Source organism: Motiliproteus sediminis (assembly GCF_017912535.1).
GTDB lineage: Bacteria > Pseudomonadota > Gammaproteobacteria > Pseudomonadales > Balneatricaceae > Motiliproteus > Motiliproteus sediminis.
The window spans coordinates 277061-301807 of record NZ_JAERQK010000001.1; the positions used below are offsets into that span (position 1 = coordinate 277061).

26 protein-coding genes are annotated in these 24747 nt (G+C 60.4%); 13 read left to right on the top strand and 13 right to left on the bottom strand.

What is annotated here, in order from left to right:
- Nucleotides 1–8: 8 nt before the first annotated feature.
- The gene (gene nifL, locus JJQ76_RS01295; protein WP_210394823.1) at nt 9–1520 is read right to left on the bottom strand and encodes a nitrogen fixation negative regulator NifL; all 1512 of its coding nucleotides are present in this window, start codon (nt 1518–1520) and stop codon (nt 9–11) included.
- Nucleotides 1521–1847: 327 nt separating this feature from the next.
- Here nifL and rsxA point away from each other — a divergent pair, with 327 nt between their 5' ends.
- From rsxA to JJQ76_RS01330, 7 genes are read left to right on the top strand one after another with little or no spacing between them, the layout of a single operon-like run.
- Nucleotides 1848–2429, top strand: coding sequence for an electron transport complex subunit RsxA (gene rsxA, locus JJQ76_RS01300; protein ID WP_210394824.1), 582 nt, complete (start codon nt 1848–1850; stop codon nt 2427–2429).
- A 12-nt stretch (nt 2430–2441) separates the two neighbouring features.
- Entirely contained in the window at nt 2442–3029 is a 588-nt protein-coding gene (locus JJQ76_RS01305) for an RnfABCDGE type electron transport complex subunit B (protein WP_210394825.1), read from the top strand.
- Nucleotides 3029–4513, top strand: a complete 1485-nt coding sequence (gene rsxC, locus JJQ76_RS01310; RefSeq protein ID WP_210394826.1) for an electron transport complex subunit RsxC — start codon at nt 3029–3031, stop codon at nt 4511–4513. Before JJQ76_RS01305 ends, rsxC begins: the two co-directional genes overlap by 1 nt.
- A 9-nt stretch (nt 4514–4522) precedes the next feature.
- A complete protein-coding gene (locus JJQ76_RS01315) occupies nt 4523–5623 on the top strand; it encodes an RnfABCDGE type electron transport complex subunit D (protein ID WP_210394827.1) in 1101 nt (366 codons plus the stop codon).
- Nucleotides 5620–6291, top strand: coding sequence for an electron transport complex subunit RsxG (gene rsxG, locus JJQ76_RS01320; RefSeq protein ID WP_210394828.1), 672 nt, complete (start codon nt 5620–5622; stop codon nt 6289–6291). The genes JJQ76_RS01315 and rsxG overlap by 4 nt, the downstream gene beginning before the upstream one ends.
- The gene (locus JJQ76_RS01325; RefSeq protein WP_210394829.1) at nt 6288–6980 is read left to right on the top strand and encodes an electron transport complex subunit E; all 693 of its coding nucleotides are present in this window, start codon (nt 6288–6290) and stop codon (nt 6978–6980) included. Before rsxG ends, JJQ76_RS01325 begins: the two co-directional genes overlap by 4 nt.
- Nucleotides 6981–6995: 15 nt before the next feature.
- Nucleotides 6996–7274 carry an RnfH family protein gene (locus tag JJQ76_RS01330; protein ID WP_210394830.1) on the top strand — a complete coding sequence of 93 codons (279 nt, stop codon included), beginning with the start codon at nt 6996–6998 and terminating at the stop codon, nt 7272–7274.
- Nucleotides 7275–7304: 30 nt separating this feature from the next.
- Here the strand turns inward: JJQ76_RS01330 and JJQ76_RS01335 are convergent, their stop codons facing one another.
- Both JJQ76_RS01335 and JJQ76_RS01340 read right to left on the bottom strand, forming a co-directional pair.
- Nucleotides 7305–7994 carry a response regulator gene (locus JJQ76_RS01335; RefSeq protein WP_210394831.1) on the bottom strand — a complete coding sequence of 230 codons (690 nt, stop codon included), beginning with the start codon at nt 7992–7994 and terminating at the stop codon, nt 7305–7307.
- On the bottom strand, nt 7991–9637 hold the full coding sequence (locus JJQ76_RS01340; RefSeq protein ID WP_210394832.1) for an ATP-binding protein: 1647 nt from the start codon (nt 9635–9637) through the stop codon (nt 7991–7993). Before JJQ76_RS01340 ends, JJQ76_RS01335 begins: the two co-directional genes overlap by 4 nt.
- A gap of 199 nt (nt 9638–9836) precedes the next feature.
- On the opposite strand from JJQ76_RS01340, the gene JJQ76_RS01345 reads away from it, so the two are divergent.
- From JJQ76_RS01345 to JJQ76_RS01355, 3 genes are all read left to right on the top strand, one after another.
- Nucleotides 9837–10820 carry a tripartite tricarboxylate transporter substrate binding protein gene (locus tag JJQ76_RS01345; protein WP_210394833.1) on the top strand — a complete coding sequence of 328 codons (984 nt, stop codon included), beginning with the start codon at nt 9837–9839 and terminating at the stop codon, nt 10818–10820.
- A 90-nt stretch (nt 10821–10910) separates the two neighbouring features.
- Nucleotides 10911–11384 (top strand): tripartite tricarboxylate transporter TctB family protein, encoded by a 474-nt coding sequence (locus tag JJQ76_RS01350; RefSeq protein WP_210394834.1) that lies wholly within the window; start codon nt 10911–10913, stop codon nt 11382–11384.
- A 4-nt stretch (nt 11385–11388) separates the two neighbouring features.
- Nucleotides 11389–12927: a tripartite tricarboxylate transporter permease gene (locus tag JJQ76_RS01355; protein WP_210394835.1), complete on the top strand. Its 1539-nt coding sequence runs from the start codon at nt 11389–11391 to the stop codon at nt 12925–12927.
- A 227-nt stretch (nt 12928–13154) separates the two neighbouring features.
- On the opposite strand, the gene JJQ76_RS01360 is transcribed toward JJQ76_RS01355, so the two are convergent.
- A complete protein-coding gene (locus JJQ76_RS01360; RefSeq protein WP_210394836.1) occupies nt 13155–14078 on the bottom strand; it encodes a CHAD domain-containing protein in 924 nt (307 codons plus the stop codon).
- A 351-nt stretch (nt 14079–14429) separates the two neighbouring features.
- On the opposite strand from JJQ76_RS01360, the gene JJQ76_RS01365 reads away from it, so the two are divergent.
- Nucleotides 14430–14693 carry a DUF1127 domain-containing protein gene (locus JJQ76_RS01365; RefSeq protein ID WP_210394837.1) on the top strand — a complete coding sequence of 88 codons (264 nt, stop codon included), beginning with the start codon at nt 14430–14432 and terminating at the stop codon, nt 14691–14693.
- A 156-nt stretch (nt 14694–14849) separates the two neighbouring features.
- Here JJQ76_RS01365 and JJQ76_RS01370 read toward each other — a convergent pair whose 3' ends face one another.
- Nucleotides 14850–15272 carry a hypothetical protein gene (locus tag JJQ76_RS01370; RefSeq protein WP_210394838.1) on the bottom strand — a complete coding sequence of 141 codons (423 nt, stop codon included), beginning with the start codon at nt 15270–15272 and terminating at the stop codon, nt 14850–14852.
- Nucleotides 15273–15704: 432 nt separating this feature from the next.
- Here JJQ76_RS01370 and JJQ76_RS18185 point away from each other — a divergent pair, with 432 nt between their 5' ends.
- Nucleotides 15705–16373 (top strand): glutathione S-transferase family protein, encoded by a 669-nt coding sequence (locus JJQ76_RS18185; protein WP_210394839.1) that lies wholly within the window; start codon nt 15705–15707, stop codon nt 16371–16373.
- A gap of 83 nt (nt 16374–16456) precedes the next feature.
- Here JJQ76_RS18185 and JJQ76_RS01380 read toward each other — a convergent pair whose 3' ends face one another.
- Nucleotides 16457–18196 carry an NADP-dependent isocitrate dehydrogenase gene (locus JJQ76_RS01380; RefSeq protein WP_210394840.1) on the bottom strand — a complete coding sequence of 580 codons (1740 nt, stop codon included), beginning with the start codon at nt 18194–18196 and terminating at the stop codon, nt 16457–16459.
- 311 nt (nt 18197–18507) lie between these two features.
- On the opposite strand from JJQ76_RS01380, the gene JJQ76_RS01385 reads away from it, so the two are divergent.
- Nucleotides 18508–19056, top strand: coding sequence for a tetratricopeptide repeat protein (locus JJQ76_RS01385; protein ID WP_210394841.1), 549 nt, complete (start codon nt 18508–18510; stop codon nt 19054–19056).
- A 19-nt stretch (nt 19057–19075) separates the two neighbouring features.
- On the opposite strand, the gene JJQ76_RS01390 is transcribed toward JJQ76_RS01385, so the two are convergent.
- The 7 genes from JJQ76_RS01390 to JJQ76_RS01420 all read right to left on the bottom strand — a co-directional run bounded on the left by JJQ76_RS01390 (nt 19076) and on the right by JJQ76_RS01420 (nt 24721).
- Nucleotides 19076–19594: a copper chaperone PCu(A)C gene (locus tag JJQ76_RS01390; protein ID WP_210394842.1), complete on the bottom strand. Its 519-nt coding sequence runs from the start codon at nt 19592–19594 to the stop codon at nt 19076–19078.
- Nucleotides 19595–19693: 99 nt separating this feature from the next.
- Nucleotides 19694–20086 carry a hypothetical protein gene (locus JJQ76_RS01395; RefSeq protein WP_210394843.1) on the bottom strand — a complete coding sequence of 131 codons (393 nt, stop codon included), beginning with the start codon at nt 20084–20086 and terminating at the stop codon, nt 19694–19696.
- A 71-nt stretch (nt 20087–20157) separates the two neighbouring features.
- Complete coding sequence (locus JJQ76_RS01400; RefSeq protein WP_210394844.1) at nt 20158–20505, bottom strand: hypothetical protein; 348 nt, start codon at nt 20503–20505, stop codon at nt 20158–20160.
- A gap of 71 nt (nt 20506–20576) precedes the next feature.
- A complete protein-coding gene (locus tag JJQ76_RS01405) occupies nt 20577–21398 on the bottom strand; it encodes an ATP-grasp domain-containing protein (protein ID WP_210394845.1) in 822 nt (273 codons plus the stop codon).
- Between the two features lie 123 nt (nt 21399–21521).
- A complete protein-coding gene (locus JJQ76_RS01410; protein WP_343232462.1) occupies nt 21522–22337 on the bottom strand; it encodes an SDR family NAD(P)-dependent oxidoreductase in 816 nt (271 codons plus the stop codon).
- 81 nt (nt 22338–22418) lie between these two features.
- The gene (locus JJQ76_RS01415) at nt 22419–23792 is read right to left on the bottom strand and encodes a pyridoxal phosphate-dependent decarboxylase family protein (RefSeq protein ID WP_246480018.1); all 1374 of its coding nucleotides are present in this window, start codon (nt 23790–23792) and stop codon (nt 22419–22421) included.
- A complete protein-coding gene (locus JJQ76_RS01420) occupies nt 23789–24721 on the bottom strand; it encodes a DMT family transporter (protein WP_210394846.1) in 933 nt (310 codons plus the stop codon). The genes JJQ76_RS01415 and JJQ76_RS01420 overlap by 4 nt, the downstream gene beginning before the upstream one ends.
- Between the last annotated feature and the right edge of the window lie 26 nt (nt 24722–24747).

The following is a 24747-nucleotide window of genomic DNA, read 5'->3' on the forward strand; positions in this document are numbered from 1 at the left end:
CAGGCTCCTTATCGCTCGGCCAGAGCGGGGAAAGTCAGATTGAAACGACAGCCCGGCTGGCTGTGCGGCGCGATCTCGACAGTGGCTCCATGATCGTTAGCGACATCCTGTACCAGCGCCAGACCCATGCCGCCACGCTTGGCGTGCCGGCGTTGTACGCTGAAGAAGGGCTGGAATACCTTGTGCCGAATCTCTTCGGCGATTCCGGGACCATTATCAGCAATCACCACCCGCACGCCGTCATCAAGGCGTTCGGTGGCGATATACAGTTCGCGCTCGCGGACACCGCCGTCAGCCATGGCGTTGAGAGCGTTGTCGAGCAGCTGTTTGAACAGGTTGCAGAGCGATACGTCCTCGCCCAGAACGCTGGGCAAGGTGTTGCAGGGCTTCCAGTCAACGATCACCCCGTCGGCCAGCAGGCGTTCGGTGTACAGCGACAGCACTTCGCGTAGCAGTTCGTTCATGTTGAGCGGCATCTTGCGTTTGCGCGGTTCTTCCGGCAACGCTTGCTTGAGGGTGTCGATCGCCAGGTTGCAGGAATCGCTGACTTCGGTCAGGGCCTTGTGCAGCGGGTCATCGTCGCCACTGCGTTTGTGCTGAATCGCTGCGGCGGCGCCGATGATATTGAGCGGGCGCTGCAGCTGATACATGGCGCCGAACAGCGCTTCGCGCATGCTGTAGACCAGTTCGTTCTCCGCCAGACGAGCCATCAGGGCGTTGATGCGCACCTCCTCCTGTTGAATCTTGAGGTCGGTGATGTCGTTGACGGTCAGCAGCAGGCAGTCGTGTGCCAGCTCCTGATTGAAGCTGTCATCGCTCTGCCACAGCTTGAGTGCACTGCCGGAACAGCTCAGCCAGCGCGGGGTGCCGATGCCAGGAATATCGTACCGCAGCTCCAGATCGGCAAAATCCCGGCAACTGCTGAAATCGAGCCTCAGACGCTTGGCCAGCACGTTGAGCAGTTGGTCGAGATCGCAGCTCAGGGCCAGACATAGGCGCTCGGCAGCCGGGTTCTGGAAGCGCAGCTTGCCCCGGCTATCGATCAGCAGCGTGGCGACGGGGCTGGTTTTGACGATGGAGTCGGTCAGGGTGCGTTGGTTGTCGAGGTCCTGGTTGAGCTTTTGGATCCGGGTGATATCGCGGTGCATCGCCAGATAGTGCGTGGTGTTGCTCTGGTCATCGATCACCGGAGTGATGGTTAACTCGGCCAGGTAAAGCGCTTTGTCTTTACGCTGGTTGACCAGCCGGCCGCTCCAGACCTCCTGCTTCAGCAGCGTGTCCCACAACTCGCCATAGATGCACGCGGGGGTTCTGCCGGCGGACAGCATGCGCGTCGGTTGTCCCTGGATCTCGTCAAGGGTATAGCCGGTCACCTGGGTGAAGGTCCGGTTGGCATAGAGGATCACGCCCTTGGGGTCGGTGATGCTGATCGCAATGGGGGCCTGATCAACGGTCTCGAAGTAGATCTCGTAGGGCAGGGCGTACTGCCCCGATGTCTTCAGCAACTGCTGTTTCGCCATGGTTGCACCTGTTTGTCATAGTCGCTCCAGTAATTGACATTGATGCAATACGTGAGCCAGAACCCAGTTTTTGCCCTGCAGCCCACGGGGCACCTGCTATCAGGCTGTTGTTGGTTTTGCGACAAATGGGTCTGCGGTGGGTTTGGGTCTGTGGCATACAGCACAGAAACGGACTGGGGGCAGGCACCGGCGGATAGAAAAGAAACCCCGTAGATACAGCGGTTAAGACGATTTTTGCGCTGCGGCGAAAGCTGGCATGAGCCCTGCAACGGTGATTTCCAGTAAACGAGCACGCCGCACCAAGGCGGTGCGTCGAGGGAGGTAAACGTGAGCGAATACCTGTTGCTGATCATTGGTACCGCGCTGGTCAATAACGTAGTGCTGGTGAAGTTTTTGGGCCTGTGCCCCTTTATGGGCGTATCGGGCAAGCTCGACACCGCGCTGGGGATGGGCATGGCGACCACCTTTGTGCTGACGTTGGCGGCCGCCGCCAGTTGGGCCATTGAGGAGCTGATACTGGCGCCTCTGGGGATCAGCTTTTTGCGAATTCTGTCGTTCATTCTGGTGATCGCGGCGGTGGTGCAGTTCACCGAAATGCTGGTCAAGAAAACCAGCCCGGTACTGTACCAGTTGCTCGGTATCTTTCTGCCGCTGATTACCACCAACTGTGCGGTGCTGGGGGTGGCGCTGCTCAACGTGCAGGAGGGCAACGGCTTTGTCGACAGCTTGCTGTACGGCATGGGCTCAGCGCTGGGATTCAGTCTGGTGATGGTTATCTTTGCCGGATTGCGGGAACGGCTGGAGTATGCCGAGGTGCCTGAAACCTTCGCCGGAACGCCGGTTGCGTTCATCGTTGCCGGCTTGTTGTCCATGGCCTTCATGGGCTTTGCCGGCTTACCGAGCCATTAAGGAGGATCGCCTATGTTAGCCGCCATCGTTGCGTTAGCACTGCTGGGCCTGGGGCTCGGTTATCTCCTGGGGGTCGCGGCGATTCACCTGCGGGTGGAGGAGCCTGAGATCGTGCAGGAGATCGAGGCATTGCTGCCCGGCACCAACTGCGGCCAGTGTGGCTTTCCCGGCTGTCCGGCGGGCGCCAAAGCGTTGGCCGAAGGTAGTGCGCCGGTAACCCTGTGCCCGCCGGGGGGCAAGCCACTGGCTGAAGCGCTGGCGGCAAAGCTGGGGGTGGAACTGGATCTGGCTGCCATGGGCGATGACAGCCCCAAGGTGGCTCAGGTGATAGAGGAACAGTGCATCGGATGCACCCGTTGCTTCAAGGTCTGTCCGACCGACGCCATCGTGGGCGCGCCCAAGCAACTGCATAACGTTATCAGCGATGCCTGTACCGGGTGTAATAAATGTACCGATATCTGCCCCACCATGGGGATCAAACTCTGTCGCCCCAAGGCCACGCTGGCCAACTGGCAGTGGCCCAAGCCGGCGATAACACCGGCGCAAGCGTTAAACGACATCAAGTCCGTGGATGACGATGATCGACAGGAGGCCGTGTAATGAAGTTGTTCAGCTTCCGGGGTGGCATTCATCCGCTGGAGCGCAAAGAGCGCACCCGCGATCTGCCGATAGAAGTGATGCCGATGCCCAAACGGCTGTATGTGCCGTTGCAGCAGCATATTGGCGAACCGGCAGTAGCGATTGTCAGTGCCGGTGAGAAAGTCCGCCGCGGCCAGCTGTTGGGCGGCAGTGCGGGTAAGGTGTCGGCGCCGGTTCACTCGCCCGCCGATGGCGTGGTGGTAGAGGTGACGGAGTTTGCTTCACCCCATCCGGCGGCGCTGCCTGTTACCACCGCGGTGATTGACGTCGATGATGAACAGACTCCCTGGCAGGCACCCGGTGAGGATCCCTTTACCCTGTCCGGTGAGGAGTTGGCGCGGCGGATCCGCGAGGCGGGTATTGTCGGCATGGGGGGCGCGACTTTCCCCAGCGCGGTCAAACTCGATCAGGCTCGCCGTCACAACGTCGATACGCTGATTATCAACGGCGGCGAGTGTGAACCTTACCTCACCTGCGATGATCGCCTGATGCAGGAGCGCGGCCAGCAGATGCTGATCGGCATCGAGCTGATGCTGCGCTGCCTGGAAGCCAGTCGCGCGGTAATCGTGGTCGAAGACAACAAAGAGGCGGCGCTGGCCAACCTGCGCCGTCTCTGCACCAATCCCGAGCGGATTCGCACCGTGAGTGTACCCACCCGCTACCCGCAAGGATCGCAGAAACAGATGATGCAGTCGGTGCTGGGGCGTGAGGTACCGGCGGGCGCTCACGGTGTCGAACTCGGGGCGATCATGCACAACGTGGCGACCGCGTTTGCCGTGTATGAAGCCCTGGTGCTGGGTAAGCCGCTGGTGTCGCGGATCGTGACCGTTGGTGGCGGCGCAGTGGCGCGCCCGGCCAATCTCGAAGTCCCCTTCGGCACGCTGGTAAGCGAACTGCTGGCGCACTGTGATGCCGCCGCCGACGGTGACGGCTTTGGGTACGAACGGCTGCTGATGGGCGGGCCGATGATGGGGCAGTGGTTGCCGCATCCGGAGGTGCCAATTATCAAGGGCAGCAGCGGTATCATCGCGCTGTCTGAAGAGGAAACCCGGGTCACGCTGCCCCAGCCCTGCATCCGCTGTACCCGCTGCGTCAGCGTCTGTCCCTCCGGCCTGCTGCCGCTGGAGCTGGCCAAGCGGATACGCAAGGACGACTTTGAAGCTGCCGCTGAGCTCGGCCTGTCCGACTGTATCGCCTGCGGTTCTTGCGCCTATGTATGCCCCTCCAAGATCCCGCTGGTGCAGTTTTTCCACTACGGCAAAGGCCAGCTTCAGGCCCGCAGGGTGCAGAGCCGCAAGCTGGAGCGCACCGCCGAACTGGCTTCGGCCAAAGAAACCCGGATGGAAGCGATCGAACGTGAGAAAGCGGAGGCTGCGGCCAAACGCAAAGCCGAGCAGGCTGCCAAGAAGGCGGCTGAAGCGGCAGCCGCAGCGACTGAGGAGTAGGAGAGAGCGATGAGTCAGACCCTGATAAGCGGCCCTCACACCCTGGCCAGCAGTACCGTCAGCCGCACCATGCTGTGGGTGATGGTAGCGCTGCTGCCGGCAACGCTGTGGGGCCTGTACCTGTTCGGTTGGCCAGCGATCAACCTGTTTGCCATCACCCTCGCCTCGGCGCTGCTGTTTGAAGCTGCTTGCCTCTATCTGGCCGGACGGCCGGTGCAACTGACCCTGTTCGATGGTTCCGCGTTGCTGACCGCATGGCTGCTGGCCATGAGCCTGCCTCCCTGGGCACCTTGGTGGGTGGGGGTGCTCGGCAGTTTTATTGCCATCGTGATCGGCAAGCAGGTGTTTGGTGGCCTGGGCCACAACCTGTTTAACCCGGCCATGGTGGCGCGGGTGGCTCTACTGGTATCGTTCCCGCTGCAGCTGACCAGCTGGACCGCGCCTGCACCGCTATTTGCCGATGGCTCCCCCGGCTTTATCGACGGTCTGGCGATCACCTTCGGCGGGCTGCAAATTGACGGTTTCAGCGGCGCGTCGCTGCTGGGAGAGGTTAAAACCGAATTCACCACCGGCAAGGTGCTGTCCGAGATTATGCCCGGCGGGATGGAGTACAGCGGTCCGCTATGGGGCCACACCTATGGCAGTCTGGGGGAAACCTCGGCGTTGCTGATTCTTGCCGGCGGTCTGCTGCTGGTCACCATCGGTCTGATCAACTGGACGATCCCGGCGTCGATGCTGGGCAGTGTTGCGCTGCTAGCAACGCTGATGAACCTGGTTGATCCCGAGCACTACCCGGACGCCGGTTTTCACCTGTTTTCCGGGGCGTTGATGCTGGGCGCCTTTTTCATCGCTACCGATATGGTGACTTCGCCCAATACCTGGAGCGGCCAACTGCTGTTCGGCGCCGGCTGCGGCGCGCTGGTATACGTCATCCGTACCTGGGGCGGCTACCCCGAAGGGGTGGCGTTCGCGGTATTGCTGATGAACGCGCTGACCCCGTTGATCGACTACTACATCAAACCGCGCATCTACGGACGGGACCGCCGTGGTAATCCGCTGACGCTGGATAAGGTTGAGGGCGACCACCGCGCCAAGGAGGGGCAGGCATGATCGGGCAGGGCGTACTTAAACCCAGTTATACCCAGCGCCCCGGCTTCTTTGCCGGCATTCTGGGGATGATGGCAGCGCTGGCGGGTACCTTGCTGGTGATGGGCTTTGTGGCGACCAAGGAGGATATCGAACTACGGGCGCGGGAAGATCTGCAGCGTTCGCTGGCGGAGGTGCTCCCTGCCGGTGGCTACGACAACGATCCCAGTGCCGACTTTGTCGATCTTCCCCGTGGCGATCAGCCGCCACTGCGGATCTATCAGGCGCGGCTGGGTGAGCAACCGGTTGCGCTGGCGTTCGAGCAGGCGGAGCCGGGTTATTCCGGTGACATACGGCTGGTGATGGGGGTGTCCATGAGCGGCGATATTATCGGCGTGCGGGTACTCTCACACACCGAAACGCCGGGGCTTGGCGACAAGATCGAGCTGGCCAAGGATGATTGGGTATTGGGCTTCAACGGACTCTCCCTGACCAAACTGGCCGAAGCGCGCTGGGCGGTGAAGAAAGACGGTGGCGAGTTCGACCAGTTCAGCGGTGCCACCATCACTCCGCGGGCGGTGGTGAAGGGGGTCAAACGCGGCCTGCTGCTGCAGCGTGAGGCCCTGGGCGCGGCACAGCTTGAAGCGCTGCAGATTCAATCATCGACCGAGCGGATGGAGGACAAGCCATGAGTTGTGCTGACAACAAACCCCGTTACCGTGAACTCTGGGGCGAAGGGCTGTGGAATAACAACGTGGTGTTCTCGCAGATGCTGGCGCTCTGCCCGCTGCTGGCGGTTACCGGCACCGCCACCAACGGCCTGGGTATGGGCTTGGTGTCACTGGCGGTGTTCGTGATCGCCAATCTGCTGGTATCGATGCTGCGCGGGGTCATTCCCAGCGAAGTGCGTATTCCCGCGTTCGTGTTGCTGATCGCCACCGTGGTGACCCTGGTCGACCTGATGATGAACGCTTGGCTGCACGAGCTGCACAAAGTGCTGGGGCTGTTTATTCCGCTGATCGTGACCAACTGCGCCATCCTTGGCCGCGCCGAGGCTTATGCCTACAAGAATCCGGTGCTGCCATCGGTGGTGGACGGGCTGGCCATGGGGCTGGGTTTTACCCTGGCGTTGGTGGTGCTGGGCGCGAGCCGGGAGATTGTCGGCAGCGGCACGCTGTTTGCCAACGCGCACCTGCTGCTGGGCAGCTCGTTCGCCTTTCTGGAGACCACGCTGATTCCCAACTACGGGGGCTTTCTGCTGATGATCCTGCCGCCTGGCGCGTTCATCATGCTGGGCTTTATTGTTGCCGGCAAGCGGGTGCTGGACCGGCGGCTGAAAGCGGATCACAGTACTCAAACGCCTCAGCCGATGAGCTGTTGAAAGGAGAGCTGAATCATGATGCAGGTATCCGTGGTCTACGCCGAAACCGATCGTCAGCACTGGCTGCCGGTGCAGGTGCATGAGGGGTGCTCGGTGGCGGAGGCGATCCGCCGCTCGGGGATTCTGGAGCGCTATCCGCAGATCGATCTGGAAACCCAGAAGGTCGGCGTGTTCGGCAAGTTCACCAAGCTGGATGCGGCGCTGAACAACGGTGACCGGGTGGAGATCTACCGACCGATTGTGGCCGATCCCAAGACCGTCAAACGGCGTCCGCCGGCAGCCGCAGACGAATAGTGATCGGCGCTACGGTCGGGGCAGGCGTGCTCAGGCCCGTTGATAGCGGCGTTCCGGCCGGCCCACACTGCCGTAGCTGACCTCTGCGGTCAGCTCCCGGGTGCTCACCAGATATTCCAGATAGCGGCGGGCGGTGGTGCGGCTGGCGCCGATCTGCTGACCCACCTCTTCCGCGTTGCAGGGGGTTTGCCACTCGCGAAATACGGTGCGGACTTTATCCAGCGTCAATCCGTCGATCCCCTTAGGCAGGCGGTCCGGTTGCCCCGCAGGTGCCGTCGGGGTGCCCCGGGGGAGCAGGTGGTCAACGTCGTGCTGGGCCAGTGATTCCATGCTGCGCAGCTTGGCCAGATGGGTGGCGTAATGTTGCAGCGCTTCCTGCAGGCGTTCAAATACCAGCGGTTTGAGGATGTAATCAAACACCCCGCCGCGCAGCGCAGCGCGCAGGGTCTCCACTTCGCGGGCGGCGGTGATCAGAATGACATCGGTGGCGCTGTTGGCGGCGCGCAGATCGCGCAGCAGGTCCAGCCCGGTCCCGGTGGGAAACTGGATATCCAACAGCAGCAGTTCCGGGGTTAACACCTCCACCAGATCCCGGGCTTCCGCCAGACCGTGGGCGATACCAACCAGTTCGAAACCCTCAATGCGTTCCAGAAATCGCTGCTGTATCTGGGCGATCTGCACATCATCTTCGGCGATCACGACCCGGATCGGGCTACTCATGAGGTTTCTCCCTGTGTGGCGGGGAAGTCCGAGCGCTCCCCTTTGGGCAGATAGATGGTAAAACGGCTGCCGTTACCATCAGCCGGTTCAATGGTAACGGTGCCTTCAAGGCGGTTGAGCAGGGTGCGCACCAGATGCAGGCCGATACCGTGGCCCTGGCCCGCTTTGCTGCTGACCCCCTTGTCAAAGATCCGCTGCTGCTCGGCGTCGTCGATGCCGGCGCCCTGATCCTCGATTTCGAAGATCAGATCGTCACCGAGGTCGGTCATGGTCAGGCGGATCTCGCCACCGGCGCCGCGGTGGTTGAGGGTGGCCTCGAAGGCGTTGTCGAGCAAATTGCCGACAATGGTCACCAGAGCATCCCGCGGCAGCCGTTCGGGCAGTTCGATCATGCGGCTGTCCGGGTCGATCAGCAGGTGCAGGCCCAGTTCGCGCGCGCGGTTGTATTTGCCCAGCAGGCAGCCGGCCAACAGCGGGTCCGGTACCGCATCAACCAGTAGATGGATCAGTGCCTGGTGGTCGCGGGTTTCCTGGCCGATCAGCGCCAGCGCTTCGTCATTGGCGCCGATCTGGATCAGCCCGGCGATGGTGTGCAGCTTGTTGGAGTACTCATGGGACTGACTGCGCAGACTGTCGGCGTACTGCTGAATCCGGGTCAGCTTGCGGCTGACCAGATCGAGCTCGTCCTTGCGCCGGAAACTGGAGACCACCCCGGTGATGTTGTCCCCTTGGCGCAGTGGCAGGCGGTTGACGATCAGGTTCATATCCCCCAGCCAGACCTCCTGGTCATATTGCGGTTCGCCGCTGGCCAGCACTTCCGGCATGCGGCTGTCGGGCAGCACCTGCTGGATCGGCCGGCCCACCAGTGACTGCTCGGCCGGCAGTGCCAAGGTGGTGATCGCGGCCTGGTTGATGGTGGTGATCAGACCGTCGGCGTTGATGGCGATGATCCCTTCGCGCACCGACTCCAGGGTGGCGTTACGCTCGCCAAACAGGCGCCCGATCTGCTCCGGTTCGAGACCGAAGATCGCCTTTTTGAAGTGGTTGGCAAACCACACCGCGGTGAGGGCGCTGAATGCCAGCGCGGCGGCGATAACCGCCAGCATCGTCAGGCGATAGCGGGCGATCAGGTTTTCGATTCGGTCGAGCAGATAGCCGACCGATACCACTCCGACCACCTGTTCGCCGGCACGGTCATAAATCGGCGCTCGGGCCCGCATCGACGGGCCGAGGCTGCCCTGCGCGCGGGTTACCTGCGCACGCCCCTGCGAGAGCGTGGGGGAGATGTCATCGTCGTCGTCACTGCTCATGTCGCCGCCCAGCATGGCCGGATTGGGGTGCGCCAGACGGCTTCCGCTGCGATCGCCGATCACCACGAACAGGGCCTGGGTTGTGCTGGCCAGATGTTTGGCGATGGGCTGTAACTTGTCGCTGTCTTTGTGCTCCACCGCAGCAACGATTTCCGGCATGGCGGCGATGGTTTTGGCCACATGCAGGGCCCGTTCGCCCATCTGCTCATCCAGTGACAGATTGAGGTAATGCAGCGCGAACAAGCCCAGCAGGCCGGTTTGCAGCAGCGCCATCAGGCCAAGGATCAGTACCATCCGGGTTTTAAGTTGTAATCGCCTAATCGATAGCGCCATGGTGGAGAAGCGTCTTGTTGGGGCTTTGAGCGGTGGATAAAGCTTACGCCATTTATCCGTGAACAGTATGAACAAAATGTACTTTATGCACTAAAAACTCTTTAGTTTCATAAGCTTTCTGTTGTCTACAGGGCGGCATAGGCTATCGGCATAGCAAACCTGCAATAACCACTCTTATAACAACGATGAGGATAACGCTATGCTCTCCAAACTATTAGCTCGCCGCCGTTCCACCCTGATGGCGACGGCCCTGGTTTCCTGCCTCGGCGCCGGTATGGCGCAGGCGGCGGTTGACAGCGTCCACTTTCTGATTCCCGGTGGCGCCGGTGGTGGCTGGGACGGCACCGCCCGGGGTACCGGCGAGGCACTGAGCAAATCCGGTCTGGTATCGACCATCTCGTATGAGAATATGTCCGGGGGTGGGGGCGGCAAGGCGATTGCTCACCTGATCGAAGTAGCCGAGCAGGCGCAGGACACCCTGATGGTGAACTCGACGCCGATCGTGATTCGTTCGCTCTCCAAAGTGTTTCCGCAGTCGTTCCGCGATCTGACCCCTGTTGCTGCCACTATCGGCGATTTTGGAGCATTCGTGGTGGCTAAAGACTCCAAATACACCAGCTTTAAGCAGATGGCCGACGACTATCTGGCCAACCCGCGCTCGGTGACCGTCGCCGGTGGCTCTGCTCGCGGCAGCATGGACCATCTGGTGGCTGCAATGGCGTTCAAGGCGGCTGGTGGTGATCCTCGCCGGGTGAAGTACCTGGCCTATGATGCCGGCGGCAAGGCGATGGCCGGGCTGCTCTCCGGCGAAGCCCATGTGCTGTCGACCGGCTTCAGTGAGGCGCTGGCGCTGGCAGAAGCCGGTGAAGTACGGATTCTGGCGATGACTGGCGAGGAGCGTTCTGCGGCGGCACCTGAGGTACCCACCCTGCAGGAACTGGGCTACGACGCCAGCTTTGTGAACTGGCGCGGTTTCTTCGGCGCCCCGGGGCTGCCGCAGGCGAAGGTCGATCAGTATGTCAGCATGCTGGACCAGATGTACCAGACCCAGGAGTGGGCAACGGTACGTGATCGTAACGGCTGGGCAGAAGCCTTCAAGCCGGGTCCGCAGTTTGTCGCCTTTCTGGAGCAACAGGAAAAGGTGATCGGCGATCTGATGCGTGAGCTGGGCTTCCTGCAGTAATCGCTCAAGGCGCACGCTGTTACGGCGTGCGTCCCTCCTTTGGGCACTGTTCCTCAGTCCCCCCCTGTGTTGAAAAATCTGGAGCGCGTCATGACTCTGACCAAGGACCATATCGGTGGCCTGGTGTTTCTGTGCCTGTCGGTAGCCTACGGCTACTATGCCGGCCAGATCCCGTTGCTGCCGGGAGACGAATTCGAACCCTTCCATGCCCGCACGGTGCCCAACACCCTGGCACTGCTCGGGGGGGCGCTCTCGCTGGCGCTGTTAGTCACTGCCAGCCGCGCGCGTGAAGACCGGCTGAGCCTGCGCGGTTATGACTTCGGACTGGTGGGCTGGTTGCTGGCGCTAACGGTGCTGTTTGCGCTGGCGCTGACCTGGCTCGGCTTTCTGCTGTCGACCATTCTGTTTCTGCTTGGCGGTTACTGGTTGCTCGGTGTACGGCGGGTCAAAACCCTGCTGTTGGCGTCGGTGCCTTTTGCCGTTGGGCTGTGGCTGATCCTGTCGCAACTGCTTGAAATCTACCTGGCGCCGGGCCGGCTGTTCAGCGCCTGGTGGGGAGGATAAGACCATGTGGGATGGAATCTTTACCGGGCTTTCCACCGCGGTAATGCCCTTTAACCTGATGATGGTGGTGGTGGGCTGCTTTGCCGGTACCTTCATCGGCATGTTGCCGGGGCTTGGCCCGATCTCTGCGGTGGCGCTGATGATCCCCATCACCTACGGGCTGGATCCGGCTTCTGGCATCATTCTGATGGCCGGAGTGTACTACGGAGCCGTGTTTGGTGGCTCTACCTCGTCGATTCTGGTCAATGCGCCCGGTTGTGCCAGTACCGTGGTGACCGCGTTTGACGGTTATCCGCTGGCGCAGCAGAAGCAGGCCGGCAAAGCGCTGGCACTGGCCGCCTACTCCTCTTTTACCGGCGGCACGGTGGGGGCGATTATTCTGCTGTTTGCGGCACCGGCGCTGGCGTCGGTATCGCTGAGCTTCCAGTCCAGCGATTATTTCGCCCTGATGATTCTGGGGCTGACCGCGGTGGCGGCGTTTTCCGGCAAGGGACAGGTGCTCAAGGCGCTGTTGATGACCGTGTTCGGACTGATGATCGCCACGGTTGGTACCGATCTGACCTCGGGCACCACCCGGTTCACTTTCGGTAGCGTCGACCTGATCGATGGGGTGAGCTTTCTGCTGCTGGCGATGGCCACCTTTGCCCTGACCGAAGTGGTGATGACGGTACTCAAGGGGCAGCATCGTGAAGAGGAACCGGATATGGATATGGCCTCGCTGGGCAGCATGAAGTTGTCCCGTGAAGAGGTTGAAGAGGTGGCGCCAACCATCGCCCGTTCATCGGTGTTCGGTTTTATCATCGGCGTGCTGCCGGGGGCGGGTGCGACCATCGCCTCGTTTCTGGCCTATGGCCTGGAGCGCAATCTGGCTTCCGCCAAAGAGAAGCTGAAGTTTGGCAAAGGCGCGCTGCGCGGTTTGGCGGCACCGGAATCGGCCAATAACGCAGCGTCTACCGGCTCCTTTGTGCCGCTGCTGACGCTGGGCATTCCGGGTTCCGGTACCACCGCCATTATGCTGGGAGCACTGATCGCGTACGGTATTCAGCCGGGCCCGCGGTTGTTTATGGATAATCCCGATGTGTTCTGGTCGGTGATCATCTCCATGTACTTTGGCAATCTGGTGCTGCTGATCCTCAACCTGCCGTTGATCCCCTATATTTCGCGTTTGCTGGTTATACCGCGGCCGATACTGATTCCGCTGATCCTGTTCTTCTCCATCACTGGTGTTTACCTGGTCAGTTTTAACAGCTTCGATATTCACATGATGGTGCTGATCACCGTGGTGGCGATCTTTCTCAAGCTGCTGGAGTTTCCGATGGCGCCGATGCTGCTGGGGTTCATTCTTGGCGGCATTATGGAGAAAAACCTCAGTCGTGCGTTGACCATGACCGATGGTAGTTTCTCCTTCCTGTGGGATCGGCCGCTGACCCTGTGCATCACCTTGATCGCGGTGTTGGTGTTGCTGTTGCCGCTGGCGAGTGCCTGGTATCGGCGTTCCCTCACACCCGGTGCCGAGGCCGCCGTTAAAGAGGGTGAGGGGTAACGCCTTGGCCCGCTGAACTCTCTGACACCTTCCTCGGTCGTGAATTCACGATGCTTGGCCGCCCGCGGTACTCCGCCGGCGGTCTTTTTTGTGTTCATCGGGTTAAGGGGCGCAACGCGAGGTTTGGCAGAGCACAATAAGGAGAGTGAAACACCCGGTCACAGCCGGCCAAACATGACCGTTAAGCCGTTACTGCTCGTACCGCGACAAACCCCGGAGCACGCTGTTCATAGACGGGGCTCATCAGCGGTGTTCAGCCACGCCACGATACGACGATGGAATTTGGGCTGCAGAAACCGGGACACCGGTTTGCCGAGCTGCTGTCGACAACGCTGGCCTGCCTCGTAACTCAGCTGGCAGCAGGCGCCGGCCAGGGCTACTGTTGCGGGGTCTTCGCGATCGATTCGCGCGATCAGGCCGATCAGTAACTGCTGCTGGACGCAGTGATCGTTGTAGTCACCCAGCAGGCTCTGCAGGGCCCGGCAGAGTTTTTCCAACCGGCGCAGGGGTTTAGCCGGATCCAACTCGGTACTGAACTCCGTCAGATAACGCAGCTTCTTGATCGCGATGCGCAGGTCATGCAGGGTGTTATCGTCCGGCTTATCCGGCAGTTTTCGCAGTTTGCGGCGTACGTGCCGGTACTGCGCTGCAACGGTCGGCTTCAGCCGCGTCACGTCGATTATGTTGGCATCCCGCTTCAGTTCATCGTCGATAGCTCCTTGCAGCTGCTCGATCAGTTGCTCGTAGTCGTCGCTCTGCAACCACTGGCAGACTGCTTTGAAACGCTTCCGGCGTTGCGCGTGGAGCTGCCGTATCAGCTGCGGGCAATGGGGCGATAACGCTGCGGGTAGTGACCGGCGCTGTGAGTGGAGCCAGAGCAGCAACAGATCCCAATCACGCAGATTCAGGGTGGCGTTCATCAGTCGCTTGAGCGAGCGCCGCTGGATACCTCTGGGTGCGGCTGTCTCTGCACTGCCAAGGGGGAGCAGGCGAGCCAAGGCTCGGCCACGGCGGAGCGCCACCCGGTATTGGTGGAGTGGCTCTATGTCGAGGTCTTTGACCAGGTCCGCCACCTGCTGTTGTGCAAGCAGCAACTGATCGCGAATCGCGGCGGCGGCAGTACGCGAGCGCAGAGTAAAATCGGAAGACATCTCTAGGGCCCCTGAGGACAGCCTTTGTAGTTTAGGCGATGGTGGTGCTCTGTTCGGGGTTGACCGGCCGCGGCGAAGGCCCTTTAATGAGGCCTCGCTTCAGGGCGAACTCAATATCCACTGACAGGCGTTTGATGGTGATCTTGCTCACGACCGTTACCCGTGTCCGCACAACCAAACCCGCAGCCAACATTCGTTGGGTGCGCGCTCGCGCCTGTCCGTGTGCTGATTGAGTAAACCTACCGGCCGCGGAATCTATCGCGGCCTCTGGCAAACCGTTCAGATCTCCCGCTAGCTTCCCGGTCTTTCAATAGATCCGGGGCCGTCAGGCCCCGCACAAAGGAGATCATCATGATCATTCTGGTACTGGGTAAGCGCCTGTGGGCTGCTATTGAACAGCGTGCCACGCGCGATCTTTGCGCGCGGCAACTGCGTCATCTGGATGACCATCTTTTGCGTGATGTCGGTTTGCGCCGCGAAGGTTCACGCATTGTCGAACTTAATCCGACTCAGAGCGTTGAGCTGTGGACACCGCTGGTGACCGATGTGTGTCGGGAGCAGGCGACTGCCACCGTGCTACCTCCCGGGTTTGCCGTGAAGGGCGGTGGCGGTTAGCTGGGCCGCCGCCTCGGGATGGGGCGGCGGCACGTCAGCGGGCCGGGGCCGGGATTGGCCCCGCTAAGGGATGACTTTCGGTCCGGTCATTAAGCAAAAACGCGCTTCGAGCGCGTTTTTTTGTGGGGTAATTTAATCCTGACCTTGTGCCGGCGGCTACTTGCGATACATGTAGAGCGTTGACCCCCGGCCATCGGCGAAACTGATGGTGGCGCGATCATGGCGCAGCATCTTGATCTCAACGGGTGTGGCGGCGTTGCCTTCAACCCAGAGCCGGATATGATTGCCGTCCAGTTCGTAACGCACCCGGTCGATGCGGATCGGCGTATGCACTACGTCGTTGCTGATCTGGTAGTAATCGCCTCCGAACTCGATCTGGCCAGTATACGCGCCGTTGCTATTATCCTCTGCCAAGGTGCGGGTGCTCCAGCGCCCCAGCAGGGTGTCGGCTGATTGCGGCCGGTAGCCAGCATCAACTCCGGTCTGGTAGCGCACCGTCATCAGGAAGGCGGCAATCAGGATCATCAGGGTGCCAAACCCCAATACGGCCAGTAACGCGGTGTTGGTTTTATTTTGCATGCGTCTCTACTCGAAGCGGTTGAGTACGGCGGGCCAGGGGCCCATCTCGAAGGGTAGTCAGCTTAGCGTGAGTTGGGTAACCGGTTCATTGATGCGTAACAAAAAATGATCGCGGGAAACATCAACACGGCGACCAGCAAAGGTGTTGGACTCACGCATGGGTTGTTACTTGTTACTTGTTACGTGTTGCCTGTTACCGGTCAGCGCTTGCGGGCGTTAGCCTGACGCTGCGCTTTGGGGCTATTCGGCGTGCTAGCAAGGTTTGAGTCGGGTTTTCATTCGCAGTCGCTTCTACATCCTGGGCTAGCTGGTGAGAGCAGCGGACCATCGTGGTGGCAATAACGCGCGTGTCAGTCTCAGGTCGGCGGATATCGTCATTGAGACAGGTCGCCGGCCAGTCTAGGGTGGCGGTTCAAGCAGGGGGGGATAGCAGTGATTGTTCTACACCATCTTAACAACTCCCGGTCACAACGGATTTTGTGGCTTTTGGAAGAGCTGGGTATTGAGTACGCGTTAGAAAAACATCTCAGGGATCCCCGCGGCGGGTTGGCCCCCGCGTCATTAAAAGCCGCGCATGGTCTGGGGCGGGCCCCTGTGATTACCGATGGCGAGTTCAGCCTGGCAGAATCCGGTGCAATTATTACCTATCTGATTGAGCAGTACTCAGACGGTACCTTGGTTCCCTCTCCCGGAGCGGATGCTTACTGGCACTATCACTACTGGCTCCATTTTGCGGAGGGGTCCCTGATGCCTCCTGTGTTGCTGCGTGCCATCTTCGACAAGATGGTCGATAACGCGCCTGCGGTTCTGATCAGGCCGATCCTGAAGCGGGCCACGGCCAGGGTGATGACAAGCTATCTGGCCCCCGGTCTGGAGCGTAACCTGACGTATATCGAAAGCCATCTGCGCAATAACCTATGGTTCGCGGGAGAGCAGCTAAGCGGTGCCGATTTCCAGATGATCTTTCCACTCGAAACCATCGTTTGGCGCGGGATCGATCGTGCAGCGTACCCGGGGATAGTGGACTTCGTGGCGCGAGTGCACGCCAGGCCTGCCTATCAACGGGCCCTGACAAAGGGTGGAGAGTACGCGTACCTTTAACTCTTGATGGCTGCTGTCGGTATCACCCCGAAGACACAACAGCCGCGACTGGTCGCGGCTGTTGTGTTTAACGACCTATCCGCTCAGCGATCCAGGTTGGCCTCGATGGCATCGAGGAAACCGGCCATGTCGACGATGGTTTCGTTGTCGGGATTGGTGGTTTTGCCCTTGAGGTCACCGGTGACGATGCCCTGATCGACGGTGTCGATCAGCGCCTGTTTGAGCTTATCGGCGTAGGCAACCAGCGGAGCGTTGTTCTCTCTCTCCCCCAGGGTTTCCAGTGCGTTGGCCACCGCGTAGAGCAGGGCCGAAGAGTTGAACAGCGCCTCTTTGCCGTCGGTCTCCAGGTAGCGCAGGTATAGATCGTGAGCGGTTCCGTGGGGCGCTTCGAACAGCATAGTGCCGTCTTTGCTTTCGATAATGGAGCTGGCAGTGGCCAGGCTGCCGCCGAGCGCGGCGGAGATGTCAGAGAAGATATCGCCATCCAGATTCAGTGCCGGGTAGAGGGCGCTGCGGGCCGGGTCGCAGATCATCTTCTTCAGCTGGCTGGAAGGGCGCATGATCATGAATGACGGCGGGGCGGTGTGGCTGGCGGCCAGTTCTTTGCGCACCTGGGCGATAACAGTGCTGAACACGTCATCGTATTCCATGTATTCACGCTTGAGGCCAAAATAGACCTCTTTGTTGTTGCGTGAGGCATCGCGGAATACCTGCGCTACCCAGTCCTTGATTGCGGCGCGGTCATTGGACATTAACAGGATCGGATCGCCGGCTTTGACTTCGCGGGCGTGCTTTTCATCACCGTCAACGATCACCTTGATGATGCCGTCTTCCGGGACCGGCATGTTGAAACTGCCGTACTGGTCACCACCGCCGGCGCTCATGCGCGAGATGGAGGTGTTGGATTCGCGACTGGGAATGCCGTACTTTTTCAGCTCTTTAACCAGCTTGTAGAGCTTGCGCCCGGTGGTGTTGTCCGGCACGCCCCAGAGTGCTCGTTCGGGCGGGTTGGCAATGATGCGCGCGGCCTGGGCGTCAATCAGCTCGTAGTGGTAGTTGATGCCGGCGTCGGCGAACTGGCTTTGATACTGGTTAAAGAAGATCTCTTCAATTGCCTGGCGCATAACGCCGTCGTAACCGGGGATGACGGTGTCCTTGAGGCCCAGATAAGCGTCGCGCTTTTCGGCCAGTGCGCGCTGGAAGAAACGATGCGCCCAGGCACGTACGTCATCGAGGTCGTTGGTGGCCAGCAGCCAGGGGTCGCCTTTGTTGATCTTACGGCGATGCAGTTCGACCGGGTCGCCGCTCTTGCCCACGAACATCAGCTTGACGATGCCGGTGGACTTGGACAGGGCGTTGGCGCTGTGCTTGTTGCCGCCACGCTCCATGGTGTCGACGTCGATATCACGGCCGATCCAGTTGGGCGGGTTTTTCTTCAGGTTGCGGAACTGGATATCTTCGCGGGTAATGTTGCCGCCAATGCCCTTGCGAATGGCACCGTTGGGGGATTTGGTGGCCAGCTTGTCGAGGCTGTTTTCGTTGAGGTCAGGATGCTTGGCCAAAAGCTCATCGAGCTGGGCGCGATTGACGGTCATGCCGGCATTTTTGATCCCAACACCGTGGATTTTCAGCGCGTCGATGGCGTCGCGCACCGCCTGTCCGTTGGTGACCAAGCGGTTTTCGGCGGTCAGGTCGACTTCGACCAGTTTGATATCCAGCCGCTTTTTGACGAACTGGTCGAGGATACGCTCGAAAGCCACTTGGGCCATTTCATCCCCGTGCAGAATTACCAGCGGTTTTTCCACCGCGATCTTGGTTGTCATAGCTCACCCCTATTTGTGTCCGACGTGGTGGGAAAATCCTGCCAGTAGCGCTGTTGACGAACGGCGGTTCTCCTCGTTCTCGTTGTGCGGCGCAAGTGTGCGTCAAGTGGGGTGAAAAACCCATGCGACCATAGTAAATGTTGGGTTATTTCGTAGTTCAGGAGAGAAGGATAATGCTGCGATGGGTCAAAAAACGAACAGAAAACGGGAAGAAAGTCAGCGAAATTGACAAATCTAAATAACAACCATTCTCGTTTAGCGTATAGTGCGCCCAATCTTAATGTTGAAGCGCATCACTCGGGGATGAGCCCATGTCGATCAAACGTACCTTGACTGCCTTTACGCTGGTTGCCGCCGCGGCGTCTGCCACCTTTGTTGCTGAAGCGACTACCGGACAACCCGCCGTGCCGTCGGCTCCACAACCTGAAAAAGTCCGTCTGCCGGCGTCTCCTTCACAGCTGCCGCCGGTACTGCCATTTTGCGATGCGCTCTGTCGTGACCAGGGCCGGCAACTTGCTGAAACCTCGTGCTACAGCGCCCGCCATGGCTTGGCAGGTGACGGGGTGAACTATCCTCAGGCGCTGGAAAGTTGTGCCGCCGCCGCTGCCGCGGGGGATAGTCACGCGCAGACACTGATGGGCGAACTGAATTTTCTTGGTCTTGGGGCTGCGCAGAACTTTGCCGCCGCCGCTGATTGGTACAGCCGGGCCGCTGCGCAGGGGCACCCCCATGCGCAGCTGATGATGTATGAGATGACCCGCCTTCAGCTGGCGCCGGGAGTCACGCAAGCCTCAGAATGGCTGTCCAAAGCCGTGGCGGCGGGGCACCCGCAGGCCGTCGCGCTGCAAACCCGGATCTGACGCTAGCTTGGCTGACGGCTCAGTGGTGGTGGCCCGCTGAGCTATCCGATTGATGACCTGTGCCGTGCGGTGGTTGATGCCCATGATCGTGCTGATGATCCGGGTGGTGTTGCCGGGTCGGCGCGCCACGTACCACCGGTAACTCCAGCTGCTGCGTGCTGCCGTCATTAAAGCCCAGAGTTACCGCTACCCTCTGCCCTTCGGTCAACTGACCTTTCAGGCCCATCAACATCAGGTGATAGCCACCGGGTTGCAGTTCCACGTGCGCGCCGGCGGGTAGCTGGACATGCGCCACCTGGCGCATCCGCATGACGCCATTATCCTCTACGTGATTATGCAGTTCAGTTACTTGGGCTGCTTCGGTCGCTGCGCTAGTTAGCGCAACCTCTTTATCGCCCCGGTTGTATAGCACCATAAAGCCGGCGCTGTTGGGCGCCCCCGGTGCGCTGGCGCGCAGATAACCATGATGTACGACGACATCGGCATGAGTGATTGTGGTGAGCGCCAAAAGCAGCGTGGCGAGCATAGACTTTTTCATGGTGTGATCCTTGGGTAGATTGCGAGCGTAGCCCTGTGTCGTAGCACGGAGATGGCCAGACGTGGACCCGGCGGTGTCGAGTTGATGGGGTCGGGAGTGCTACACGGGCGGGGCGCGAATCGGATGGGCTGCACCGGGAGTCGCGGTCTTCAGGGCAGTGAGGGGGGAGTGCCCCGGGGTCGCAGTCGCGGCAGTTTGCAGCTCGTAGATGTTTGTTGATAGTAACGGGGCGGAGAGCAGCTGGGCCAGTTGGGTCAGCGCACAATCGACCATAGCCTGGCTAGTGGGGGACTGTTCGACCGGCTGTCCCCGGTCATCGATCAGCAGCGACTGCAGACCTTGCAGGGTGCAGATCCAGATTCGTTGTTCCCCGGCCTGCAGCGAGCTGCTGGCGCCGGCCAGTAGCGGCGAGGCCAGTTGCACACAGAGCAACATCAGCGCGGGAGCTTTGAGGTAGCGCCGTGTTTGCTGGAGGAGGGCGAATGGCTGCATATATTAGGTGTGTCTAATCGCTTGGCTTTAGCTTATACCGCGCGCTCGTGACTGGCAACGAGGTAGCCTGATCATGGGGTTGGCGGCGTGTCGTCATGCGCACGTGCGGGAGTCAGTTCCTCGTTGATGTAGCGCTGCAGGTAGAGTTGCCCCTTGCGGGTCGCGTTGATGATCCAGAGCACCAGCAGCGCCCCCAGCGCGATAAACACCACCCGTGCCTCGGGGATCAGCAGCATCAGGATCAGGGTCAGCGGGATGGTGACGCAGACGCCGATGATGCCGCGCTTGCGAATCTTGTCCAGTTGCGCTGCGGCCTGTCGTGGGTCGCTCAAGCCTGCTTGCTGCAGGGCGTGTCGCAGGGATTGGTAATCACGTTCTTGCCGGGCATCCATGCGCCCAAACGGGTCGTTGATATTCATGTGGAACAACACTACCGAACTACGGGGCCACGAGTTTGCCCGAGCTCGGCGCAGATTTCCACTTTACCGCATCAGGCAGCCGTTGGCGGGCGGCGGCCACCTTCAGGATGCAAGGGTTGATCCTCTTCGCCCCAATGACGGTGAAGGTAGTCGATAATGCGTTGCTCCAGATCGACGTTGCTGATGGCAAGCCCCTGATTGCCGAACAAGCGGTTGAACTCCAGCACGTATGGGTGCGATCCGACCATGGCGATATCGAACCCTCCGTGGTTAATGCCAAGGCTGGTGGCTAGATGCTCCACCAACTGGCGTGCTTCCAACGGGATTAGCCCCTGCTCTATCTGGCCACCGCGGGCAACGTTGTTGTAAAAGCCCTGCGGGGATTGGGTGCGCCAATAGCCGCCCACGATGGCATCGCCCACCCAGACAATGCGCAGGTCGCGGTCAATCGGCAGATACTCCTGCACATAGATCACTGGCGAACGATCGAGATAATGCCCCCAGTCGGCCCTGCTTTCGATCAGAAACACCCCTTCGCCCATACTGCTGCGGGGTATTTTGGCCACAAAGGGCAGGCCCATGCTGTCCCACGCCCGTTCGGCGTGCGAGGGGGTGTGGGACAGGATCAGGGTATAGGGTGTGTGCTGGGGTGCAATGGCCTGAAAACAACGGGTCATTTCGACTTTGTCGTGACCGATGCGGTAACTCGCTTCGCTGGGGAAAACCGGTTTTCTTAGTGCGTAAAGCAGGCTGTTCAGTTGCCAGTAGGCGGGGAAAATCACGCCGCGAGCTGCGCGGATGCTATCCAGATGAGCGTACATCGTCTCCGGCTTGAGATAGCGGACGCCGCCCATGTGGCAGCTGCGAAGCGCATCAAAGGTGATCAGATCCATAAGGCCGGGTGGTGGCTGCAGTCGTGCGCATTGTAGATGGGGCGACGGTGATCACCAATCGAACTATCTGATCGATAGGACAAGCAAAACTGGACGCAGCGCCGGGCTGCGTCCAGTAACCCATCAGGGGCTGGGGTGCCAGCCGGCGTCGGCCCAGAGTGAGCCGCTGATGGCGGAGTTGGATACCATAAAGCAGATGGCGTCGGCGATCTCTTCAGGACGGATCAGGCGCCCTAACTGGGTGTCGGGCAGTACATACTTGTTGATGTACTCTTCACCGAGCGCGCGCACCATCGGAGTGTCGGTGAAGCCCGGGTGTATCACCCCGCACCGCACGCCGTAGAAAATCGCCTCTTTCATCATCGTGGCTGCCGCACCTTCAAGGCCTGATTTCGTGGCGGCATACGACAGCTGCCCCTTGTTGCCCTGTGACGATACCGAGCCGATAAAGATCACCGCACCTTGCACGCCTTCGCTGGCATTCCACTTTTTGAGGCCCTTGCTGAAGCGCTGTTCGGCGATGCGAGCGACCATCTCCAGTGCCCAATAGATCGGTGCAATCAGATTGACGTTGACCACCAGCTGGAATTTCTCCGGCTCGTAAATATGCGCCTGGCCGGTTTCCTTATCCATCCGCACTGACAGCGCATCGCGGGTGATGCCAGCCGCCGGAATGCAGATCGATACGGGACCGAAACAGGACTCCGCCTGATCGAACACCGAGCGGCGAAAGTCGTTGTCGGTAACATCGCCCTGATAGCCGTAGGCTACTTCCCGGCCAATCTGGCCGTTGACCTGATCCGCATTGACGTGCACCTGTTCCGACATATCAACCATGATTACGGCCTTTACACCCCGGTTGGCCAGTTCGATGGCTACAGCATTACCGATGCCGCTACCGGCACCGGTAATTAACGCGACTTTGTCTTTGATCTCCACGGGCAGGACTCCTCAGCAGTTTCTGACAGTCTCATCAGTGTAGATCAAAAATTGTGCAGCGCAGAAAGATGGCGTGAGCAGCTACTGATCGCGCGCAAGTGCCGCCAGCTCCTGCAGCAGAATGTCGACATCGGCGTTGCGGGTGCGCCAGTTGCTGAAGGCCGCTCGAACAGCGGGTTTGCCTTTCCATACGCCGGGGGTAAGGAATACCCGCCCGCGCAGGTTTAGCTTGTGCAGAAAGGCGCTGCTTTCCCCTGTTGCAGGCGCAAAAACCACCACGTTAAGCCGGCAGGGGGCAAGCAGGTGATAAGCGGCTGACTGGTCGATCCAACTGGCCAGTTTGGCGGCTTGGGCGCAGTTCCTGGCTACCAGGTCAGCGAAACCCTCGCGACCGTAGGCGAGTAGGCTCATCCATACCGGCAGCGCACGGAAACGACGGGAGTTTTCGATTCCCCTGTCCATGGGTGCCGGGTTCGAGTCGCCGGTATCCAGGTAGGGGGCCGCCACAGCACAGGTCTGTTGCAGCAGCTGAGGATGACGGGTCAGAAACAGGCCGCAGTCGTAGGGTACATTGAGCCATTTATGGCAGTCGGTGGTGATAGAGTCGACCCGTTCGATACCCTGGGTCCACGCGCGCTTATGCTCGAGCAAACGGGCAAACAGACCGAAGGCGCCGTCGGCGTGCAGCCAGGCTCCGTGCCGTTGGCAAAGATCGGCGATGGTCTCAAGGTCGTCGAAATAGGTGCCGGTCACCGTACCCACGCTGGCGATAACAATCTTGGCGCAGTCCGGTGCCGCCTCCAGTTGACGTGCCAGATCCGCAGTATCCATCGCTTCGCTGTTGGGCAGAGTAGCGACAGCGGCCACGTTGTTGCGGCCGAATCCGGCCAGCGCGGCACTTTTCAGAGTGCTGGCATGGGGCGTGGCGGCGTACAGGCGGATGCGGCTGTTACCAAAGCCGTTGGCGGCAATATCGATACCCTGGGCGAGACCCGCGAACTGGCGCCCGCAAAGCAATCCCAGCAAGTTGGCGCTGGTGGCGCCGGTGGTCAATATGCCTTCGAAGTTGTCCGGCAGTAGCAAGAGTTCACGCAGCCAGGCGATCGTCTGCTGTTCCAACAGCGGAGCGATGGAATCGCCACATGTGGAGACATTCTGGTCAATACAGCCTACCAATCGGTCGGCTAACAGCGCCGCCGGAGTAACCCCGCCGGTGACAAAACCGAAGTAGCGCGGGCCCGCGGACGCGCTCAGCCCCGGCGCTATCGACGCCATGAACTGCTGCAGTGCCACGCCACTGCCATCTCCGCGGGCGGGTAGGGCCAGCGCCTTCAGATCCGGCCGCCCCTGCCAGGCTACGGTGCGTTGTGGCAGCGCTTGCAGAAACTCCAGACACCACCGATCCAGTTGTGGGCCAAGTTGGTCGAGTTGGGACAGATCCTGATGCATGGTCATAGCGTTGTCTCTCCCGTTACCCCGCGCGCGCGCACTGAGCGCGACAGCAGCTGCCGGAATCGCGTCGGCGGCGTGAGCATCAACAGATTGCCCAGCAGCACCATGCCCAGCCCCGTGAGGCTAAGGGGTGTCCACTGATAGCTCTCGAACCAGGCCGACAGCTGTAGCGCCACCACCGGAAACAGCAGGCCGGCATAGGCCGCGCGGTCGGCGCCGATGCGGCCGATCAGGGTCAGGTAACAACCGAAGGCAACGATGGAGCCGAACAGCGACAGGTACAGCAATGAGAGCAGATAGGTGAGTTCGACGCTGAAGGTTAATGGTGTGCCGCCGGCCACGGCCATCAGCAGCATCAAGCCGCCACCGTAGGCCATGCCATAGGCATTGGTTTGCATCACTGGCAAGCCGCATTGTTGATTACGGGCGGACAGTATGTTGCCGAGCGAAGCCAGATAGGTTGCCAGCAGGCCCAGCAGCAGCGCGCCCAGCGTGGTCGCACTGTCAGCCTGAGCGAGCTCCGGCCAGAAAACCAGAACGATTCCGGTCAGACCTATGGTGGCGGCGATCACCACATGCGGTTGAATCGAGCGGCCCAGCCACAAGCGGCCGTTAACCATATTCATAAACACTACGGTAGAAAAAATCACTGCTACCAGTCCGGAAGTGAGTGCGGCCGTGGTGAGGTAGAACAGCCAGTAATTGAGCCCGAACAGCAGCCCCCCCTGCAGCGCCATGAACAGGTGTTCGCGCCGGGTGAAGCGAAGCTTCTTGCCTGCCACATGGCTATATCCCAGCAATAGCAACGCGGCGAGCAGAAAGCGGTAACCCACTGACAGCAGCGGATCGACCGGGCCGAGCTGGAAGGTGATGGCGATCCAGGTAGAGCCCCAGATCAGGACGGTCGTGATATAGAGGGTCAGGTTGTTCATGGCGCATCTCCGCTGCGGTCGTGATG

Excerpts from the sequence above, each read along its gene's own strand:
- nifL (WP_210394823.1), bottom strand. The coding sequence starts at position 1,520 with ATGGCGAAACAGCAGTTGCTGAAGACATCGGGGCAGTACGCCCTGCCC.
- JJQ76_RS01305 (WP_210394825.1), top strand. The coding sequence starts at position 2,442 with ATGTTAGCCGCCATCGTTGCGTTAGCACTGCTGGGCCTGGGGCTCGGT.
- rsxC (WP_210394826.1), top strand. The coding sequence starts at position 3,029 with ATGAAGTTGTTCAGCTTCCGGGGTGGCATTCATCCGCTGGAGCGCAAA.
- JJQ76_RS01315 (WP_210394827.1), top strand. The coding sequence starts at position 4,523 with ATGAGTCAGACCCTGATAAGCGGCCCTCACACCCTGGCCAGCAGTACC.
- rsxG (WP_210394828.1), top strand. The coding sequence starts at position 5,620 with ATGATCGGGCAGGGCGTACTTAAACCCAGTTATACCCAGCGCCCCGGC.
- JJQ76_RS01325 (WP_210394829.1), top strand. The coding sequence starts at position 6,288 with ATGAGTTGTGCTGACAACAAACCCCGTTACCGTGAACTCTGGGGCGAA.
- JJQ76_RS01330 (WP_210394830.1), top strand. The coding sequence starts at position 6,996 with ATGATGCAGGTATCCGTGGTCTACGCCGAAACCGATCGTCAGCACTGG.
- JJQ76_RS01335 (WP_210394831.1), bottom strand. The coding sequence starts at position 7,994 with ATGAGTAGCCCGATCCGGGTCGTGATCGCCGAAGATGATGTGCAGATC.
- JJQ76_RS01340 (WP_210394832.1), bottom strand. The coding sequence starts at position 9,637 with ATGGCGCTATCGATTAGGCGATTACAACTTAAAACCCGGATGGTACTG.
- JJQ76_RS01345 (WP_210394833.1), top strand. The coding sequence starts at position 9,837 with ATGCTCTCCAAACTATTAGCTCGCCGCCGTTCCACCCTGATGGCGACG.
- JJQ76_RS01350 (WP_210394834.1), top strand. The coding sequence starts at position 10,911 with ATGACTCTGACCAAGGACCATATCGGTGGCCTGGTGTTTCTGTGCCTG.
- JJQ76_RS01355 (WP_210394835.1), top strand. The coding sequence starts at position 11,389 with ATGTGGGATGGAATCTTTACCGGGCTTTCCACCGCGGTAATGCCCTTT.
- JJQ76_RS01360 (WP_210394836.1), bottom strand. The coding sequence starts at position 14,078 with ATGTCTTCCGATTTTACTCTGCGCTCGCGTACTGCCGCCGCCGCGATT.
- JJQ76_RS01365 (WP_210394837.1), top strand. The coding sequence starts at position 14,430 with ATGATCATTCTGGTACTGGGTAAGCGCCTGTGGGCTGCTATTGAACAG.
- JJQ76_RS01370 (WP_210394838.1), bottom strand. The coding sequence starts at position 15,272 with ATGCAAAATAAAACCAACACCGCGTTACTGGCCGTATTGGGGTTTGGC.
- JJQ76_RS01380 (WP_210394840.1), bottom strand. The coding sequence starts at position 18,196 with ATGACAACCAAGATCGCGGTGGAAAAACCGCTGGTAATTCTGCACGGG.
- JJQ76_RS01385 (WP_210394841.1), top strand. The coding sequence starts at position 18,508 with ATGTCGATCAAACGTACCTTGACTGCCTTTACGCTGGTTGCCGCCGCG.
- JJQ76_RS01390 (WP_210394842.1), bottom strand. The coding sequence starts at position 19,594 with ATGAAAAAGTCTATGCTCGCCACGCTGCTTTTGGCGCTCACCACAATC.
- JJQ76_RS01395 (WP_210394843.1), bottom strand. The coding sequence starts at position 20,086 with ATGCAGCCATTCGCCCTCCTCCAGCAAACACGGCGCTACCTCAAAGCT.
- JJQ76_RS01400 (WP_210394844.1), bottom strand. The coding sequence starts at position 20,505 with ATGAATATCAACGACCCGTTTGGGCGCATGGATGCCCGGCAAGAACGT.
- JJQ76_RS01405 (WP_210394845.1), bottom strand. The coding sequence starts at position 21,398 with ATGGATCTGATCACCTTTGATGCGCTTCGCAGCTGCCACATGGGCGGC.
- JJQ76_RS01415 (WP_246480018.1), bottom strand. The coding sequence starts at position 23,792 with ATGACCATGCATCAGGATCTGTCCCAACTCGACCAACTTGGCCCACAA.
- JJQ76_RS01420 (WP_210394846.1), bottom strand. The coding sequence starts at position 24,721 with ATGAACAACCTGACCCTCTATATCACGACCGTCCTGATCTGGGGCTCT.